This window comes from Arenibacter palladensis (assembly GCF_900129275.1).
GTDB lineage: Bacteria > Bacteroidota > Bacteroidia > Flavobacteriales > Flavobacteriaceae > Arenibacter > Arenibacter palladensis.
The window spans coordinates 6,263-22,994 of record NZ_FQUX01000013.1 but is presented as its reverse complement, the minus strand read 5'-3'; the positions used below and the strand labels follow the sequence as shown (position 1 = coordinate 22,994).

Here is a 16,732-nt window from a genome sequence, read left to right as displayed (position 1 = left end):
ACATTTAGGATTTAATATTAATAAATCATTTATATGGCAAATGTAGACCAGGAATTCCCTTCCCACTACTCCAGAATTCTCCAGTTTCTATTCTATTTTACCATCGCAGTATATTAAATAATTGTTAATAGGTTAATTTTAGACATATTTAGGTTAATTTTGCACAGAATTGTCCAAAATAGCTGTATTACCTTTACTTAACCTAATGAAATTATCTTATGATACCTAAACCTACATTTGAGGTCATAGAACCAGATTTCGGTCATTCTTATACCTATCAACAGTTTGATGAACACAACCCTAACAAAATTGGGGTATGGCACTATCACCCTGAAATTGAACTGGTTTATGTTAACGGGGGATCCGGAAAGCGACAAATTGGAAGCCATGTTTCCTATTATACCGATGGCGATCTTATTTTGATTGGATCCAACCTACCGCACTGTGGATTCACGGATGTGCTTACAGGCAACAAAAGTGAAAGTGTGGTACAAATGAAGCAGGATTTTTTAGGCAACGACTTTTTCAAAATCCCAGAAATGAGAAAAATTCAGAGCCTTTTTCAAATTGCAAGTGGAGGTGTGGCCTTTACAGGGAGTACCAAGAAAAAAATTGGCGAGAAAATCGAAATCATGGAGTATCAAACAGATTTTCAACGTCTGCTGTCCATTTTAAACATCTTAAATGAACTGGGGAACTCCAAGGAATATCAAGTATTGAATGCCCAAGGTTTTTCACTTCAAACAGAAGTGAAGGATAATGACAGGATAAATATTGTCTTCAATTACGTAAAATCAAATTTTAAGGAGGAAATAACATTAGAAGAGATTTCCGACTTGGTGAGTATGACCGTACCGTCGTTCTGCAGATACTTTAAGAAAATAACCAATAAGACTTTTGTACAGTTTGTTAATGAGTGTAGATTGGTACATGCCTCAAAATTATTGGCAGAAAAGCCAATTAGCATAACAGAGGTATGTTTTGAAAGTGGGTTTAACAATTTCTCACATTTCAACAAGTCCTTTAAAGCGTTTACAGGTCAGAATCCGTCCGAGTATAGAAACGAACTGAAAAGTGTACTTCAGTCTTGAAGCCGTTGTTTTCAAAAAAAATAGAGCTACAACTCCCAGATAGTGATATTGTCTATTATCCCAATTTTCTGGGAGCAAAAGAAGCCGATCATTATTTTAAGTCAATTAAAGCCAGTACCCCTTGGCAACAGGATGACATTACCGTATTTGGCAAAACATACCCCCAGCCAAGATTAACCGGCTTATTTGGAGAAAATAGCAAACCCTATTCCTATTCCAATATTACCATGCACCCCCATGCGTTTACAGCTGAGTTGCTGGAATTGAGGAATAAACTGCAAATGGAAATTGGTGTACCCTTTACAAGTTGTTTATTAAATCTGTATAGAAATGGCCAGGATAGCAATGGTTGGCATTCAGATGATGAGAAGGCCTTGGGCAAAAATCCAATAATTGCATCCATAAGCCTTGGACAAGAACGCTACTTTCACTTAAAGCATAAATTGAAAAAGGACTTAAAACAAAAATTGTTATTGGAACACGGGAGCTTACTGCTTATGAAAGGTGAAACCCAGCATTGTTGGTATCACCAAATTCCAAAAACCGCCAAAACCATTCAGGAAAGGATCAATATTACCTTTAGGTTCATTAAATAAAAAAATCGGTTGCGAAAACCGATTTTTTTATGCCTTTGTTATTTCAGTTGGATACTGCCCCTAACCTATCAGGCATATACGTTAGTCTCCTCACACCCAACTTCAATAACAATAACTCAAGAACTTTGCCAATTAATATAAATATTGGACAAAAGTCATGTTTTTTTCGATAATAGGCTTAAAAAATCACTAGCACTATAAACTACTGATATTAAGTAATCTATAGGTTCAGGCAAAACCAAATTACAAGGTTTCTTCCTTTAGAGCTTGGGCCGGTTTCTTTACATTGGTGATTACCAGAATTACTTAAGAAAAAAGTTCGTTCAATACCTTGGCCAAGCGTAATCCTCCTTTTTGTAGTTGTTTCTCCAGGGTAGCCCAGTATTTATAACCATAGGCATAGCCCAATTTTTCACCTACCTCGACCGAACCATAAAGTTCATTGGCTATTTCTTGGGACTCCTCCACCCAATCATATATATTACCCTGTTGTATAAATCTAATTTGCCCCTTGGTCAGCTCCGGCAAATTAGTTGCCAATTCCGAATAACTCATACCATAGTCATCTATCATATTGGAGTCCCACAACCTATGCAGATTGGTACCTCTTCCAAACCATTGCAATTGGATATCATTGCCCCCTTTATCCTCCAACCTGCCCACATGCATAGGTTGGTGCAGGTCCCCTATTAAATGGACCAACATTTTTAAGTAAAATACTTTATCCTCTTCCTTACTATTCCTGTCCTTGACTATTTCCAAACACTTTTCTATACCTATAATTATATCGCCCTCTTCACTAGGTGTAACCTCAGTGTATTTTTTATCTGCAGGATAATTTACATAATGCCAGGGGCCAAATTTGGAAAAGCTACGATCTGCCTTTATTTCATCTGCATAATTTGAAACCAATGCCAGACTTTGCCCATTCAAAAGTTTCTTCAATGCCTTTTTGGTCCGTCCTGTCAAATGTTGCTGAGCAACCTCCCCTATGGTTCTGTGTCCGGTCTTGGACCATTCCATATCATTGCCAAAGCCCAATTGAAAAATAAGTAGGCAGAGTACCGTAATTCTTATCATATTATTATATGTTGTTTGTTTTTAAATACCAAACGTGTCAAAAACCAGCCAATATTCATAAATTGGATAATAACCCTTTTAAAAAACTCGAGGAAATTCAATAATTCTAATTCTTGATGGTGCTCAAAAATAATGAATTGAAGTATAACTAATTGTTAAGAAGTTAATCCGTTTGATTTTTTAATTTAACCTTGCAGTTCTTAATTGTAAAAGAAGATGTTGAAGAATATAAAAAATCCCTTTCTAAGGATTGGAATAATTTCTTTAGTTGTAATTGGCGGCACTGCCCTTTTATTGGTGCTGAGCATATATTTGGGGGCTTGGGGAAAACTTCCAAGCAAGCAGGAATTATCTGACTTCAAATATCAAAGAGCTTCCGAGGTCTATTCTGCGGACAGTGTACTTATAGGTAAATATTTTCTGTTTGACAGGCAGCCCATACAATATGAAGAAGTTCCCAAAAATTTAATAGAGGCCTTGGTGGCTATTGAAGATGAACGTTTTTATGATCATTCAGGAATAGATTATAAGAGTCTTTTCCGTGTGGCATTTAAAACCATACTGATGCAAGATCAATCGGCCGGTGGTGGTAGCACCATTAGCCAACAACTTGCCAAGAATTTATATCCCAGGGAAAAATCCGGAAAGTTCAATCTGGCCCTATCGAAATTTAAGGAAATGATAATAGCCTCCAGATTGGAAGCCATGTACTCTAAAGAAGATATTCTTATGCTTTATTTGAATACCGTTTCCTTTGGTGACAACACTTTCGGAATAGAAAGTGCTTCTCTAAAGTTTTTCAATAAATCGGCAAGGGAACTTGAGCTCCAAGAAAGTGCAACACTAGTAGGCATGCTAAAGGCAACTTACGGTTATAATCCCCGTGTTTTTCCAAAAAACAGCCTAAACAGGCGTAATTTGGTTATGCAGTCCATGTATTCCAATGATTTTCTATCCCAAAAAGAGGCAGATAGCCTTAAACTACTTCCTTTACAACTCAATTACAGGGACTACGACTACAGTGAGGGCATAGCCCCCTATTTCAGGGAGGAGGTAAGAAAACAAATGCTAAATTGGGCCAAAGAGCAAAGGGAAAAGGGTTTGGATTATAACATTTATACATCAGGCCTTAAAATTTACACCACATTGGATTCCAAGATGCAAATGTTGGCAGAAGAAGCAATGGGGCAGCATATGAAAGCCCTTCAAAACAGTTTTGAAAAAAGTTACGGCAAGCGAGCGCCCTGGATAAAGGACCAAAATCTCATTAAAAAAGTTATACAGAATTCAGGACCCTACAAAAAGTGGAAGAAGGCAGGGCTCAACGAAAAGGAGATTATGGATTCCATGAACTTAAAAAAAGAAATGCTATTAAGAGATTGGAATCAGGATGAAATGCGCTCTGCCAGTACTATAGATAGTTTATTGCACTATCTTAAATTCTTAAATACCGGATCCCTATCCTTGGATCCCAAAACGGGGGCCGTTAAAACGTGGTTGGGAGGAATTAATTTTAAACATTTTAAATACGATCATATTTCACAAAGCAAGCGTCAGGTCGGCTCTGCCTTTAAGCCCATTGTTTATACCGCTGCCCTAGAAAAAGGCATATCTCCCTGCACCTACTTTTCGGCCCAGGAGGTGGCCTATGAAAATATGGAGGGTTGGTCTCCCAGTAATTCCGCAAATAAGGACGAGGCATACCTAAATTACTCTATGGAAGAAGCCCTGAGCAAATCTGTAAATACCGTGGCGGTAAAGGTTTTGGAGAAAACAGGTATTCCCAATGTAATAGATCAGGCGCAGAAAATGGGTATTGAAACAACATTGCCGGCACTACCGTCATTGGCATTGGGCACAGCAGAGATCAAAATCAATGAACTGGCAGGTGCCTATGCCAGTTATCTGAACCATGGGAAATCTGTGACCCCATTTTTAATTCACCGAATTACCAATGAAAAGGACTCCATAATTGAGACCTTTAAGCCAGTTGTAGCCGAAAAAAGAGCCTTTTCCGAAGAAACAGGGCAAATTATGTTGGAGATGATGAAGGCCACCGTGAATAGTGGTACTGCTGCCCGAATTCGTTCTACATATGGTATTAAGAACGACATTGCCGGAAAAACCGGAACCACACAAAACAACAAGGATGCCTGGTTTGCAGCTTTGACCCCAAAACTACTTAACATAACCTGGGTAGGATTGGACAACCATGAAATTGGCTTTAGCAGCACTAGCCTGGGCCAAGGGGCCAATGCGGCATTGCCCATTTTTGCGTTGTGGTTGCAAAAGCTAAATGCAGACAAATCCTTTGACCACATTACCAAAGCTAAATTTCCCAATCCCAGCTCGGCTGTGATGAGCAATCTGGATTGCGATCCGGTAAAAAGGGATGGATTTTTCAAAAGGCTTTTCAAGAATCCCAAAAAAAAGAAAACGAAAGATTTTAAAACCGGTAATACAAAGACTTAAACGCTCAGGATTAATTTAGTGCCAAAGTGTTCATGGTTATTAATTTATTTATATCTTTATGATATCATTTTAATATCATTATAAATCAATCGACCATGAAACAAGAAAAAAACATTATCCCCACCAATGGCTATATTATGCTACTGGTATTATTAGGGCTCTTCATTTTAGCCATTGTGCTAGTAATTGGTGGCGTACCGCTGGCGTTACCTATCTTCTTCATATGTATTATATCATTACGTGGGTTTGTTTTGGTAAATCCAAACGGATCCAGGGTGCTACTCCTCTTTGGGAAGTATATGGGTACCATTAAAAAAAATGGCCTTTACTGGGTCAATCCCTTTTATAGCAAAAATAAAATTTCCCTGAGGGCCAGTAATTTTGATAGTGAGCGACTCAAGGTAAATGACAAACTGGGAAACCCAATCATGATCAGTACTATCTTGGTATGGAGGGTAACCGATACTTATAAGGCAGCTTTTGATGTGGACGACTACAAGAATTTCGTCCGCGTACAAACAGATGCCGCTGTACGCAAATTGGCCAGTATGTATCCTTATGACAATTTTGCGGATGAGGGCCATACGGAAGATATTACCTTACGATCCAGTGTTAATGAAGTAAGCGAGGCCTTGGAAAAAGAGGTTCAGGAAAGATTGGCCATGGCAGGCATAGAAGTACTGGAGGCTAGAATTGGATATTTGGCCTATGCCCAAGAAATTGCCAATGCCATGTTAAAAAGACAGCAGGCCACGGCAATTGTTGCCGCAAGACATAAAATAGTGGAAGGTGCGGTAAGCATGGTAGAAATGGCACTGGATCAATTAGGAAAGAAGGAAATAATTGACTTGGACGAGGAACGAAAAGCGGCTATGGTAAGCAATCTTATGGTAGTCCTCTGCTCGGATAAGGATGCATCGCCCATTGTCAATGCCGGGACACTTAACCATTAACCATAGCAAGGTAATATTAAAATACACCTGCTATGTTCTGGTTTTTATGGTCAACTTACCGTTGGTTGTCTTTGGCAATGGACCTATGTACCCTTATCTTTGCCGATATATAGGGCAGAACCTAGTTAAAAACAATCAAAGTATAATATTGGATTCCAAGTTTGAAAACAAACCGAACACCTTGGCCAAGGAATATTGAAAAGTGAAATAAATCTTTCAGGACCCTCTTTAAAGATTTTAAAATAATTTTAAAGGGGTAAAAACTGATCATATGAGCAAAAAGAAAGCTTTTGCATTGCGATTAAATGAAGATATGCTGAAAGCCATTGAGAAATGGGCTTCGGACGAATTTCGCAGTGTAAATGGCCAAATAGAATGGATGTTGATGAAGGAACTAAAAGAGGCCAAACGTGCCCCCAAACAAAAGGAGGATTAATTTTTGGACCTACTTCAGGCTGGTTAAATAAGCACCCTTAAAGCTACTCTTTTACCTTTTTTATACTTAAACCATATCTTTGTCCACAAATTAATTCCAAAACCTAAACCCAATCCCCCATTATGGATTTCAAAATTTTATGTTCCGATTTGGATGGCACTTTATTGACCTTTAAGGATAATGTCTCCGATTTTACAATTTCGGAAATTAAAAGAATAAAGGATTATTTAAGGATTATACTGGTATCGGCCAGAATGCCGCAGTCCATGACCTATATTCAAAAAAACCTAGGCATAGAAAATCAACCCATTATATGTTACAATGGGGCGTTGGTACTACATGGTTCAAAAGAATTGTTCTCCACTTACATCCATATAGACCAAATAGCCTCCATATACGACATGGCCAATAAGGTCGGAATTCAGCTGGGCCTTTATTCAAAAAGCGAATGGTATGTAGCAATAGACTCCGAGCGGGTACAAAAAGAAATAAAATATACCAAAACCATTCCCACCTTTAGGGACACCCAAGCAACCATTGAGGACTGGAGGGATAGAAAAATGGGAGCCCACAAAATTATGCTGATGGGAAACAAAGAAAATACAGACAATCTCTTCCCTGTTCTTCAGGAAAATTTCAACCAAACCCTAAACCTGTATCGTTCCAATGATACCTTGATAGAAATCGCCCCTAAATCCGTTTCCAAATTGACCGCCATTAAACTCTTGCTGGAGGAGCATGAAAGTTTAAACGACGTTATTGCCTTTGGCGACAATTACAACGATATGGAAATGCTTCAAAACGTAGGTCGTGGAATAGCGGTAGCCAATGCCCGTGAAGAAGTAAAGAGTATAGCCCGCGATCTTGCCTTGAAAAACTCTGAGGACGGGGTGGCACACTATATTAAGCAGCATATTTTAATTTGATTATATTTGGCGACAACGAAAAGCCCAATTGAACTAATTTTTATATGAACGAACCAATTATCACCAATGATACCGTCGTATTTGGACTACTTGCCCTTTGTTTGGGATTTATATTTTACACCTCTTCCATAAAAACCGGCTTTTGGAGTAAATTTTACAATATTGTCCCGGCCGTTCTAATGTGCTATGTACTACCATCTATATTGGCCAGTAGCGGTTTAATATCGGACGAGACCTCTGGACTCTACTTTATGGCCAGTAGATACTTGCTTCCTGCGGCACTGATTTTAATGACCTTGAGCATAGATCTGAAGGCCATAGCCAATTTGGGTTCGAAAGCCTTGATCATGTTCCTTACCGGATCCTTTGGGATTATTATAGGTGGGCCATTGGCCATTTTAATAATATCCATATTCTCTCCCGAAACCGTTGGTGGAAATGATTTTGATGCCATTTGGAGAGGACTTGCCACTATTGCCGGTAGTTGGATAGGTGGGGGAGCCAACCAAGCTGCCATGCTCGAAATTTATCAATACAATCCCGATAAATATGGTGGAATGGTTTTGGTTGATATAGTGGTTGCCAACGTTTGGATGGCCGTTATTTTGTTGGGCGTAGGAAAAACAAAAAAAATAGACCGATGGCTTAAGGCCGACACCTCTGCTATTGAAGAACTTAGAATAAAAGTTTCCCAGTTCACCGAAAAAATCACCAGGGTCCCCACATTAAAGGATTATATGATGATGCTGTTTTTTGCCTTTACGGGAGTTGGCATTGCCCACTTTTTTGGTGATTATATCAGTTCATATTTGACCAACACTTTTGAAAGCGTAAGCGACAATAAAAGTTTTCTATCATTTTTAGGATCCAGCTTCTTTTGGATGGTGGTTCTGGCAACCGTAGTGGGGATAGTAATCTCCTTTACGAAAGCAAAGAACTATGAGGGTGCAGGGGCAAGTAAATTAGGCAGTGTATTTATCTATATCTTGGTGGCCACTATTGGCATGAAAATGGACTTGGGCAAGGTTTTTGAAAATCCAGGATTAATTGCCATAGGTTTTGTGTGGATCACGATTCACGCTGTTTTGCTTATTGTGGTGGCCAAACTGATCAAGGCCCCCTATTTCTTTCTTGCGGTAGGTAGCCAGGCCAACGTAGGAGGTGCTGCCTCTGCCCCTGTGGTAGCTGCAGAGTTTCACCCATCTTTGACCTCGGTCGGTGTTTTACTGGCGGTTTTTGGCTATGTGGTAGGTACCGGTGGTGCCATACTTTGTACAATTCTCATGGAAATTGCATCAAAAGTTTAAAATTCCATAAACTTTAATGATATTTGCGCTTCAAAAAAAATAATATGAAGAAAGTTTTAATGGTCGCGGTACTGGCAATAATTATTAGCTCTTGTGGGGGCGGCAGTACTGAAAATACCATGACCGTTACCGGAAATGTAAAGGGGTTAAAAAAAGGCACCCTTTATCTGCAGCACATTGCGGATACTACCTTGGTCACAGTTGATTCGCTTGTCGTGGATGGGGATGGTAATTTTTCCTTTACCACAGAACTGGAAAGCCCTGAGCTGTTCTACCTATACCTTGACAAGAAGGATAACAATAGCATAAATGACCGAATTACCTTCTTTGCAGAACCTGGAATTATAACCATTAATACCAATTGGAATACCTTCGACCTTAATGCCAAAATTGAGGGATCTAAAAGTAATGAGAAGCTGAAGGAATATCTGGAAGTTATGTCCAAGTTCAACACCAAGAATTTGGAATACGCAAGGTTGAGTATGGATCCCAAAACGCAAAGTGACTCTGTTGCTTTTGATTCACTTCAAGATTTAACCGAAAAAAATGTTAAGAGAGGATACCTTTACGCCATTAATTTTGCGTTGAACAATGCAGATTCCTATGTAGCACCCTACATTGCCGTAAAGGAAGTTTCGGATGCCAACCTTAAATATTTGGACTCTATAAACAATACGCTCTCTGTTGATGTTGCCAATTCCAAGTACGGCAAGGAATTAAAAGAACATATTGAAAACCTTAGGAAAGAAACTAAAGAATAAAAAAAAGCATCCAATAAATGGATGCTTTTTTTAAATACCTACTAAGGGAAATACTACCCTAATTTATTAAGTTGTTCAATTAAAGAACCTGCTTTGGTTTCCAATTCCGCTTTAACGGATTTTAAATGGGCCGGTCTGTTCTCCACTGACTTCTGGTTTACTTTCGCGATCAACTCGTCAAAGACTTCAATTGCATTATCTATTATTGCATTACCTTCTTTTGAATTTTGCTTATTTCCAGAAGCTTCCACTAAATACACCGCTTCAATAATATCTCCTAAAACGTAATTAATGTCTTTCTTTAAATCTCTTATACTTGCCATTGGTAAATTTTTTTTGCAAAAGTAATCATTTTCAGATAGTAACCTCCAAAAGTTTTGCACTCGTTGTAATTATATTTATTTTTTTGGACTGGGCAGGCACTAAAGTAGTTTCGCCCTTTTGTATGGATACCGATCCAAATTCGTTAGAAATAGTCGCCTTGCCCCCTACACACATGTATATGGTGAACGAATCCCTTTTTTCTACATCCAACTCCAAGTCCTTGGTAAGCTCTAAAATGTTGGTATTGAAATAAGGACAGGAAACCATATTGTTAACACTGTCTTTTTTATCGGAATATTTCACTTTAAAATCATCCTTCTTAGTGTAATCTATGGCATCCAGGGCCAAATCGGTATGCAATTCCCTAAGATTGCCATTTTTGTCCCTTCTATTAAAATCGAAGACACGATAGGTGATATCGGAAGTCTGCTGAATCTCCGCAAGCAACACTCCAGCCCCAATAGCGTGCATTTTACCAGTGTTTATAAAAAAAGTATCCCCTTCCTTTACACTTTCATAGTTCAACAAATCCAACAGCGTATCCTCTTCAATACTCTTGGCGTATTCTTCTTTGGTTACGTCCTTGTTAAAACCCACTATTAACTCTGCACCCTTATCGGCATCCATAATATACCACATTTCCGTTTTTCCAAAGGAATTGTGACGTTTTTTGGCCAATTCATCGTTAGGATGCAATTGGATGGACAAATCCTGTTTGGCATCTATAAATTTGATAAGAATTGGAAACTCGGTCCCAAATCTGGCATAAACACTTTTACCCAATAATTCTTCAGGATGCTCATTGATCAATTCCTGTAAAGAAGTACCGGATAAATCACCATTGGCTACCACTGAAACGTCCCCTTTCACTGCAGAAAGCTCCCAACTTTCACCCGTAATATCATTTTCAATGGGTTTTCCCAAAACATCTTTCAATTTGGTACCGCCCCAAAGTCGTTCTTTAAGGATAGGATTGAATTTTAAAGGATATAAGTTCATGCTGATTGGTATTAGGTATTTATATTCTATGTATTAATTTGATTAAACTGCTAATAGGGAAGTTCAATACTTTCCTTCCTTTTTTTTGATTGATAATAATAAACCCCAACTATCCGGAATAGGTTACAAAATTTCTTGGGGTTTCGTAAAGTACCACCTCCAACTCGTTTGAAGCCTTTATAAAGGGCCGAAGCTGGTTCCAAATATAAACTACTATATTTTCCGCTGTAGGATTCACGGTCTTAAACCATTCCACCTCCACATTAAGGTTTTTATGGTCCAGTTGATTTTCTATTTTTTCCCTTATAAGCTCCTTTAAGTCTTTCATATCTATAACAAAGCCTGTTTCCTCATCTATTTCTCCGGTAACGCTGACTATCAGCTCATAATTATGGCCATGAAAATTTGGATTGTTACATAAACCAAAAACACTATCATTTTTTTCATAACTCCATTCGGGTCTATACAACCTGTGAGCAGCATTAAAATGAGCTTTTCTACTTACTTTAACTTTCATATGGCAGTATTGTATTGCGAAATATGATTGTAAAACTTATCGAAAATAATCTTGAACCAGGCCGTGTATTTCTCAGGGGAGTTAAGCATATCCTGCTTTATTTCCACAGGCTTCATCCATTTCCATGAGGCCACTTCCTCTGGGTTTATCTTTGGTTCCCCATTGTAGTGTCCTATCATCACATGATCCAATTCATGTTCGGTAAGACCATTGTCAAAAGGAGCCTTATAGATAAAAGAAAACAACTCCTTCAATTCGGTCTCAAATCCCATCTCTTCCTTCAATCTTCTTTTCCCTGCCTGAATATTGGATTCTCCCTCCCGTTGATGACTACAACAGGTATTGGTCCACAGAAGGGGGGAATGATACTTATGACCCGCTCTTTGCTGAATCATTGTTTCCCCCTTATCATTCATAATAAAAACCGAAAATGCCCTATGGAGCAAAGCCTTTTCATGGGCTTCCATTTTGGGCATCAGACCAATTTGCACATCAAATTTATCAACAAGAATTACATTTTCCTCTTCCATTTTGTAAAAATAAAACCTTTCCCCAATAATAAGGGTTAAGTAGGTCATAAAAATTAAATACTTTAAAACTGGAGGTTCTTGTAACCTATTCCTTAAAAAAAGATTGAGAGTGTTAGATTCTACCAATAATCTTATAGAAATAATTTCATTTTGAGATGTAATGAAAATTGGGATGGACCTTTAGACAAAGGTAGCGGACGGTTTCCGAATTGGTATATAATTATCGCATTAAGGATTACGTTTGATTGTTGTGTTTCTATAAAAATTGGATCAACATAACTTGTAATGCTTTTTATCTTAGGTTTTATTTGTTAAGGATAATAGATTAAAACATATTTTGAAATTATCCTTTCATTTTCTTTGCTTGTCCAAAGAAAACGAAACAAACCCGCCTTGCCGTCGGGCAGGAGAAAAGACCCTTCTTCACTAGGTGGTCCCTAAAATCTAAGGATTTTAAGGACCGATGCAATGGCCTAAATTATTTCCAAGGCTTCAATAATTCTTAACGGCCATGTCATCTCCACTACGGAAGAAGATCTGCCTGACAATTGACGTCTAGGACAAAATTGAAGGATATCCAATAGCGAACAATGATTTATCCAGACATTTAGGTTTACCGAACAAAAAAACGGACTTATTCATATTTCAACTTAACATGACTAGTTTTCACACAGGGCGAGGGAACTAATTAACATGAAAGTCTTGGATAAGGCTGACTCCTTTAAACCAAAATACACCGTGCAATAGTAAATCGATTCTGGTCCTTTTTTAAGCGATGCAAATAATAAACAGAACATGAACTTTGGTATTGAGTACAAACCATGTATTGGAGGTACCTCGAGTCTGAAATAGTAGCATTCGAATTTAAAAAATTATCATTAAGTCGGAGTGGGTAGATACCTCCTATTTCCCTGAACCTTTGGCTTATGAAATACGGGGATATCACAAATGAAATTCCCGATAGGCTTTTAGAAAAATCTGGGCGATTTTAAATTACCAAGCTCCTTGATGAAGTCGTAGCGTAAAATAATCTCAAAGGATCCATCATTAAAAGTAGCCTGACCCAGCTCAGTAGTTTCCTTGTCATAAGCCATTCCTATCAGGAACGAATTGGAGATATTAAAACCTACCATGGCACTTAATGCCGCATCCCATCGATAGGCCGCACCAACAATAAATTTGTCATTGAGCATAAAATTGGCCGAAACGTCAACTTGTAAAGGTGCACCTTGAACCACTTTGGTTAAAAGGGCAGGTTTAAATTTTAAATTGGTATTCAGGTCGAACACATATCCGGTTATCAAATATAAATTCATCTGTTCCTTGGCAGTGGACAAAGCTTCACCATCAAAATGTGTTGTCTGTAAAAATCGCGGTACGGACAGGCCTGCATAGAATTTCTCTGTGTGATAATATATTCCGGCACCTATGTTGGGCGAAAATTTATTATTTATGTCCTGTTGTAATGTAGGATCCGGCCCTCCTGGGTTGGTATAATCTTGGTTAAGTTCTGAAAAACGTATGTCCAACATATGGGCACTGGCTTTTAAACCAAAACTTAATCTACCTTCTTGTGAAGTATAAACGGTGTATGAAAAATCTCCATCAAAATAAGTTTCCGAAGTGGGGCCAATTTTATCGTTTACAATTGAAATGCCCAAACCTACACCCCTATAGCCAATGGGTGAGTGCAAATTTAATGTCTGGGTGGTTGGGGCTCCGTCCAAACCTACCCATTGCGACCTATGCAATGCTGCAATACTGATATGTCCACGGGAACCTGCATAACCAGGATTTACACTTACCGTATTGTACATATACTGCGTATACTGTGCATCTTGTTGCGATTGTACCGTGTTACTTAACAACATGGCTATTGCAATTAAGCAGAATAACAGTTTATTGGAATCTAGTATATTCTTTATAAGATTTGGCATCTTTTATCTATTTATATAAATGTATCCTGTTAGGGTCGTCATCTTACCACCTGCCGAAGGACTATAATCCAAAATGTAGAAATAAGTTCCTACCGGCAATTGATTATCCTGAGCAACGGTTACCCTACCTTCAGACGTACCGTCAAAATAATTGGAATCATTGTTATAGGCTTTGGTTGCATAAACCAATACTCCCCAACGGTTATATATTTTGATGGTATTGTTTGGATAATTTTCAATTCCCCTTATGGTCAAGACATCATGAATGCCATCATTATTAGGAGTAATTACGTTAAACACTTCCACGCCGTCATCCATTATGATCAAATCTGAATCCAGATAATTAGGAATACCATCATTATCAAAATCGTCGTTGGCATAATTTCCATCCCCGTTTTCGTCTTCATCAATTGTAAGTATTCCATCATCGTCATCATCGGTATCCCTGTAATCAACTTCATCGTCCCCATCGGTATTGGGTAGATCATTGTAAGGATCATTTATTTCATCGTTAACATCAATATCAATAGTTGTACTGCCTTCATAACCATCATCAAGACCATCATTATCCTTATCCGAACCAATATAAACTACATCCGGAATACCGTCATGGTCGTGATCATGGCCTTCAATTCTGTCAGGTACATTATCATTATCACTGTCTTCATCCAAGTAATCTGGTAAATTATCCCCGTCCGTATCAATTGGGAACAGGCCTATATTTCCATTATTTTCATAGGCATCGTCCAGACCATTGTTATTGGCATCCACTCCACTTGGCGGAACATAACCTTGGGTGGTTTGTGCTTCAACATTATCTGGAATACCATCATTATCACTGTCGATATCCCAGTAATCCGGTATGCCATCACCATCAGAATCTGTTGGGTCTGTAGACGGATCATTATCACCATCCAAATTAAGATCTTCAAAACTGTCCAAAATTCCATCGTCATCACTGTCAATATCAACAATGCCAAGTGGATTCACCAATATGTTGACAGTGGCCGTACTACAATTTGATTGATCATCACATATGGTGTATGTAAAAAGATCGCTGCCCACATAACCATTGTTGGGGGTGTATGTTACCGTATCGTCCCTAAGGTCATTAGGCGTACCATTATTGTTAACTACTACATTGCCATTGGATGGACTGGTAGTCGTTATGGTTCCCAGGATAGGGATATCATTGTCGTTCACCAAAATATCTACATCCACGGGCATATTCTCCAAGGTAGCCACAGAATCGTCGAAAGCATCAACAATAGGAAGTACGTCGACATTTACAGTAGCTGTACTACAATCTCCCAAGGAATTACAAATGGTATAAGTGAATGTACTTGGTCCATTGTAATTGGGATTTGGGACAAAAGTTATGATGTCATCCGATGGATTATTTGGTGTGCCATTATCATCAATAAGGACATTACCGTTAAACGGATTTGAAGTAGTCAAAATACCCGAAGTAGGCAAATTGCTATCATTATCAAAAATTGGTACTATAACCGATGAATCTTCATTGACCGTAATAAAATCGTCCACCAAAACACTGGATTGCTGTAAACAAACCACAGTAAAATTGGGTAAATCAAAAGAGTTCCCTGCCTTGGTAACGGTAGCAGTATAGCGCACCACACTCTGTGTTGCAATCACCGTAGGTCTTAGTTGATCCCCACTAACTGCAGGCGACCAACTAATGGCAGCGCTGGTACCCACATTATTGGATATATCCATCGTTACCTCATTATCCGGGCTCGTACAATCGGTTACTATAAAATAACCAGTAGCATTTGATCCACATAGAGTTCCGTCATATGTTGCAAAATAAATCCCGGAGGATGTTACCTCGTAAAAAAAATCGGTACCCAAAACTGTGGAAGTATCGGAAGCCTCGTACCATTTGTAATTATGTTCATCGGTACTGTTGGGTGCCTGCAACAAAAATTGCGCATTGGCCCTATTAGCACCAAAGAATATGGTTACAAGGATAACAAAAAGAAATCTATATATGTGTTTTGGTTTCAAACTCCTGTTGTACCTAATTGGTTTATATAATCTATTTCACTACAAATACTACGTTGATAAGCGAATTATAATCTGTTGGTGTTGCTATTACATCATAGGTCATTACACCAAATTCATCCACACTTACATTGTCGAACACCGTATTATCGTAATACGTAACATAGTAATACAGCTCTGTATTGGCATAAGTGGGTATAGCCCCAGGTGCCAAATTACTAGCCACCATTGGTGATCCAAATTGAGCCGTATATTGCGTATGCAGATTAATTGTCCTACCCGTGCCCGTTGAAGAGGCATCCACAGCAATGGAAGGCGGATAGAAAATATTAGGTCGTGTATTTGCAATTACATAAGGAGTGGCACTACTACCATTTCCAGTTACACTAATATCATTACCTGCCGTCACTATAGTCTCTGTTCCATCGGCCGTAGGCACTGTAATGGTATTACCACCAGATATACTCAATTGATCGCCAGCAATACTCAATGTTTGATCATCCGTTGCTGGATCTCCTGCAGGACCAGTTGCTCCTGTTGGACCTTGTGACCCTGTAGCTCCCGTTGGACCCTGAGGACCTGCTGGACCTTGAGGACCTACAGCACCATCTATACCATCGGATCCGGCCGGACCTGCTGGACCTTGGGCTCCTGTATCACCCTTAGCTCCAGTTGGGCCTTGGGCACCGGTTGCTCCTGTATCACCTGTATCTCCTTTTGCTCCGGTTGGACCTTGCGCTCCAGTGGCTCCTGTATCTCCAGTATCTCCTTTGGCTCC

Annotated in this window: 15 protein-coding genes and 1 pseudogene; 8 read left to right on the top strand and 8 right to left on the bottom strand. The window is 38.9% G+C overall.

The genetic code is table 11. The features are described from left to right. Positions 1-218 precede the first annotated feature (218 nt). Positions 219-1,091 carry an AraC family transcriptional regulator gene (locus BUA60_RS21825; protein ID WP_072865560.1) on the top strand — a complete coding sequence of 291 codons (873 nt, stop codon included), beginning with the start codon at positions 219-221 and terminating at the stop codon, positions 1,089-1,091. 5 nt (positions 1,092-1,096) lie between these two features. Then, complete coding sequence (locus BUA60_RS21820; RefSeq protein WP_072865649.1) at positions 1,097-1,687, top strand: alpha-ketoglutarate-dependent dioxygenase AlkB family protein; 591 nt, start codon at positions 1,097-1,099, stop codon at positions 1,685-1,687. Positions 1,688-1,993: 306 nt separating this feature from the next. Here BUA60_RS21820 and BUA60_RS21815 read toward each other — a convergent pair whose 3' ends face one another. Continuing rightward, the gene (locus BUA60_RS21815) at positions 1,994-2,767 is read right to left on the bottom strand and encodes a S1/P1 nuclease (RefSeq protein ID WP_072865559.1); all 774 of its coding nucleotides are present in this window, start codon (positions 2,765-2,767) and stop codon (positions 1,994-1,996) included. A 216-nt stretch (positions 2,768-2,983) separates the two neighbouring features. Here BUA60_RS21815 and BUA60_RS21810 point away from each other — a divergent pair, with 216 nt between their 5' ends. From BUA60_RS21810 to BUA60_RS21780, 6 genes are all read left to right on the top strand, one after another. Continuing rightward, positions 2,984-5,239 carry a penicillin-binding protein 1A gene (locus tag BUA60_RS21810; RefSeq protein WP_072865558.1) on the top strand — a complete coding sequence of 752 codons (2,256 nt, stop codon included), beginning with the start codon at positions 2,984-2,986 and terminating at the stop codon, positions 5,237-5,239. A gap of 95 nt (positions 5,240-5,334) precedes the next feature. Then, positions 5,335-6,192: an SPFH domain-containing protein gene (locus tag BUA60_RS21805; RefSeq protein ID WP_072865556.1), complete on the top strand. Its 858-nt coding sequence runs from the start codon at positions 5,335-5,337 to the stop codon at positions 6,190-6,192. A 271-nt stretch (positions 6,193-6,463) separates the two neighbouring features. Beyond that, positions 6,464-6,628, top strand: a complete 165-nt coding sequence (locus tag BUA60_RS21795; RefSeq protein WP_072865552.1) for a type II toxin-antitoxin system antitoxin — start codon at positions 6,464-6,466, stop codon at positions 6,626-6,628. Positions 6,629-6,750: 122 nt separating this feature from the next. After that, on the top strand, positions 6,751-7,554 hold the full coding sequence (locus BUA60_RS21790) for a Cof-type HAD-IIB family hydrolase (RefSeq protein WP_072865550.1): 804 nt from the start codon (positions 6,751-6,753) through the stop codon (positions 7,552-7,554). A 44-nt stretch (positions 7,555-7,598) separates the two neighbouring features. Then, the gene (locus BUA60_RS21785; RefSeq protein WP_072865549.1) at positions 7,599-8,861 is read left to right on the top strand and encodes a DUF819 family protein; all 1,263 of its coding nucleotides are present in this window, start codon (positions 7,599-7,601) and stop codon (positions 8,859-8,861) included. A 44-nt stretch (positions 8,862-8,905) separates the two neighbouring features. Then, positions 8,906-9,622, top strand: coding sequence for a DUF4369 domain-containing protein (locus BUA60_RS21780; protein ID WP_072865547.1), 717 nt, complete (start codon positions 8,906-8,908; stop codon positions 9,620-9,622). Between the two features lie 53 nt (positions 9,623-9,675). On the opposite strand, the gene BUA60_RS21775 is transcribed toward BUA60_RS21780, so the two are convergent. The 7 genes and pseudogenes from BUA60_RS21775 to BUA60_RS23465 form a co-directional block, all read right to left on the bottom strand. Next, complete coding sequence (locus tag BUA60_RS21775; protein ID WP_072865545.1) at positions 9,676-9,945, bottom strand: hypothetical protein; 270 nt, start codon at positions 9,943-9,945, stop codon at positions 9,676-9,678. Between the two features lie 31 nt (positions 9,946-9,976). Continuing rightward, entirely contained in the window at positions 9,977-10,945 is a 969-nt protein-coding gene (locus BUA60_RS21770) for a type I phosphomannose isomerase catalytic subunit (protein ID WP_072865544.1), read from the bottom strand. Between the two features lie 109 nt (positions 10,946-11,054). Further along, positions 11,055-11,462 (bottom strand): 6-pyruvoyl trahydropterin synthase family protein, encoded by a 408-nt coding sequence (locus BUA60_RS21765; RefSeq protein WP_072865542.1) that lies wholly within the window; start codon positions 11,460-11,462, stop codon positions 11,055-11,057. Beyond that, positions 11,459-11,992, bottom strand: a complete 534-nt coding sequence (idi, locus tag BUA60_RS21760; protein WP_072865648.1) for an isopentenyl-diphosphate Delta-isomerase — start codon at positions 11,990-11,992, stop codon at positions 11,459-11,461. The genes BUA60_RS21765 and idi overlap by 4 nt, the downstream gene beginning before the upstream one ends. A gap of 968 nt (positions 11,993-12,960) precedes the next feature. Continuing rightward, a complete protein-coding gene (locus BUA60_RS21755) occupies positions 12,961-13,929 on the bottom strand; it encodes a PorP/SprF family type IX secretion system membrane protein (RefSeq protein ID WP_072865541.1) in 969 nt (322 codons plus the stop codon). 3 nt (positions 13,930-13,932) lie between these two features. Next, the gene (locus BUA60_RS21750) at positions 13,933-15,957 is read right to left on the bottom strand and encodes a T9SS type B sorting domain-containing protein (protein WP_072865539.1); all 2,025 of its coding nucleotides are present in this window, start codon (positions 15,955-15,957) and stop codon (positions 13,933-13,935) included. Between the two features lie 31 nt (positions 15,958-15,988). Beyond that, positions 15,989-16,732: pseudogene (locus BUA60_RS23465) on the bottom strand (collagen-like protein); the annotation flags it as partial.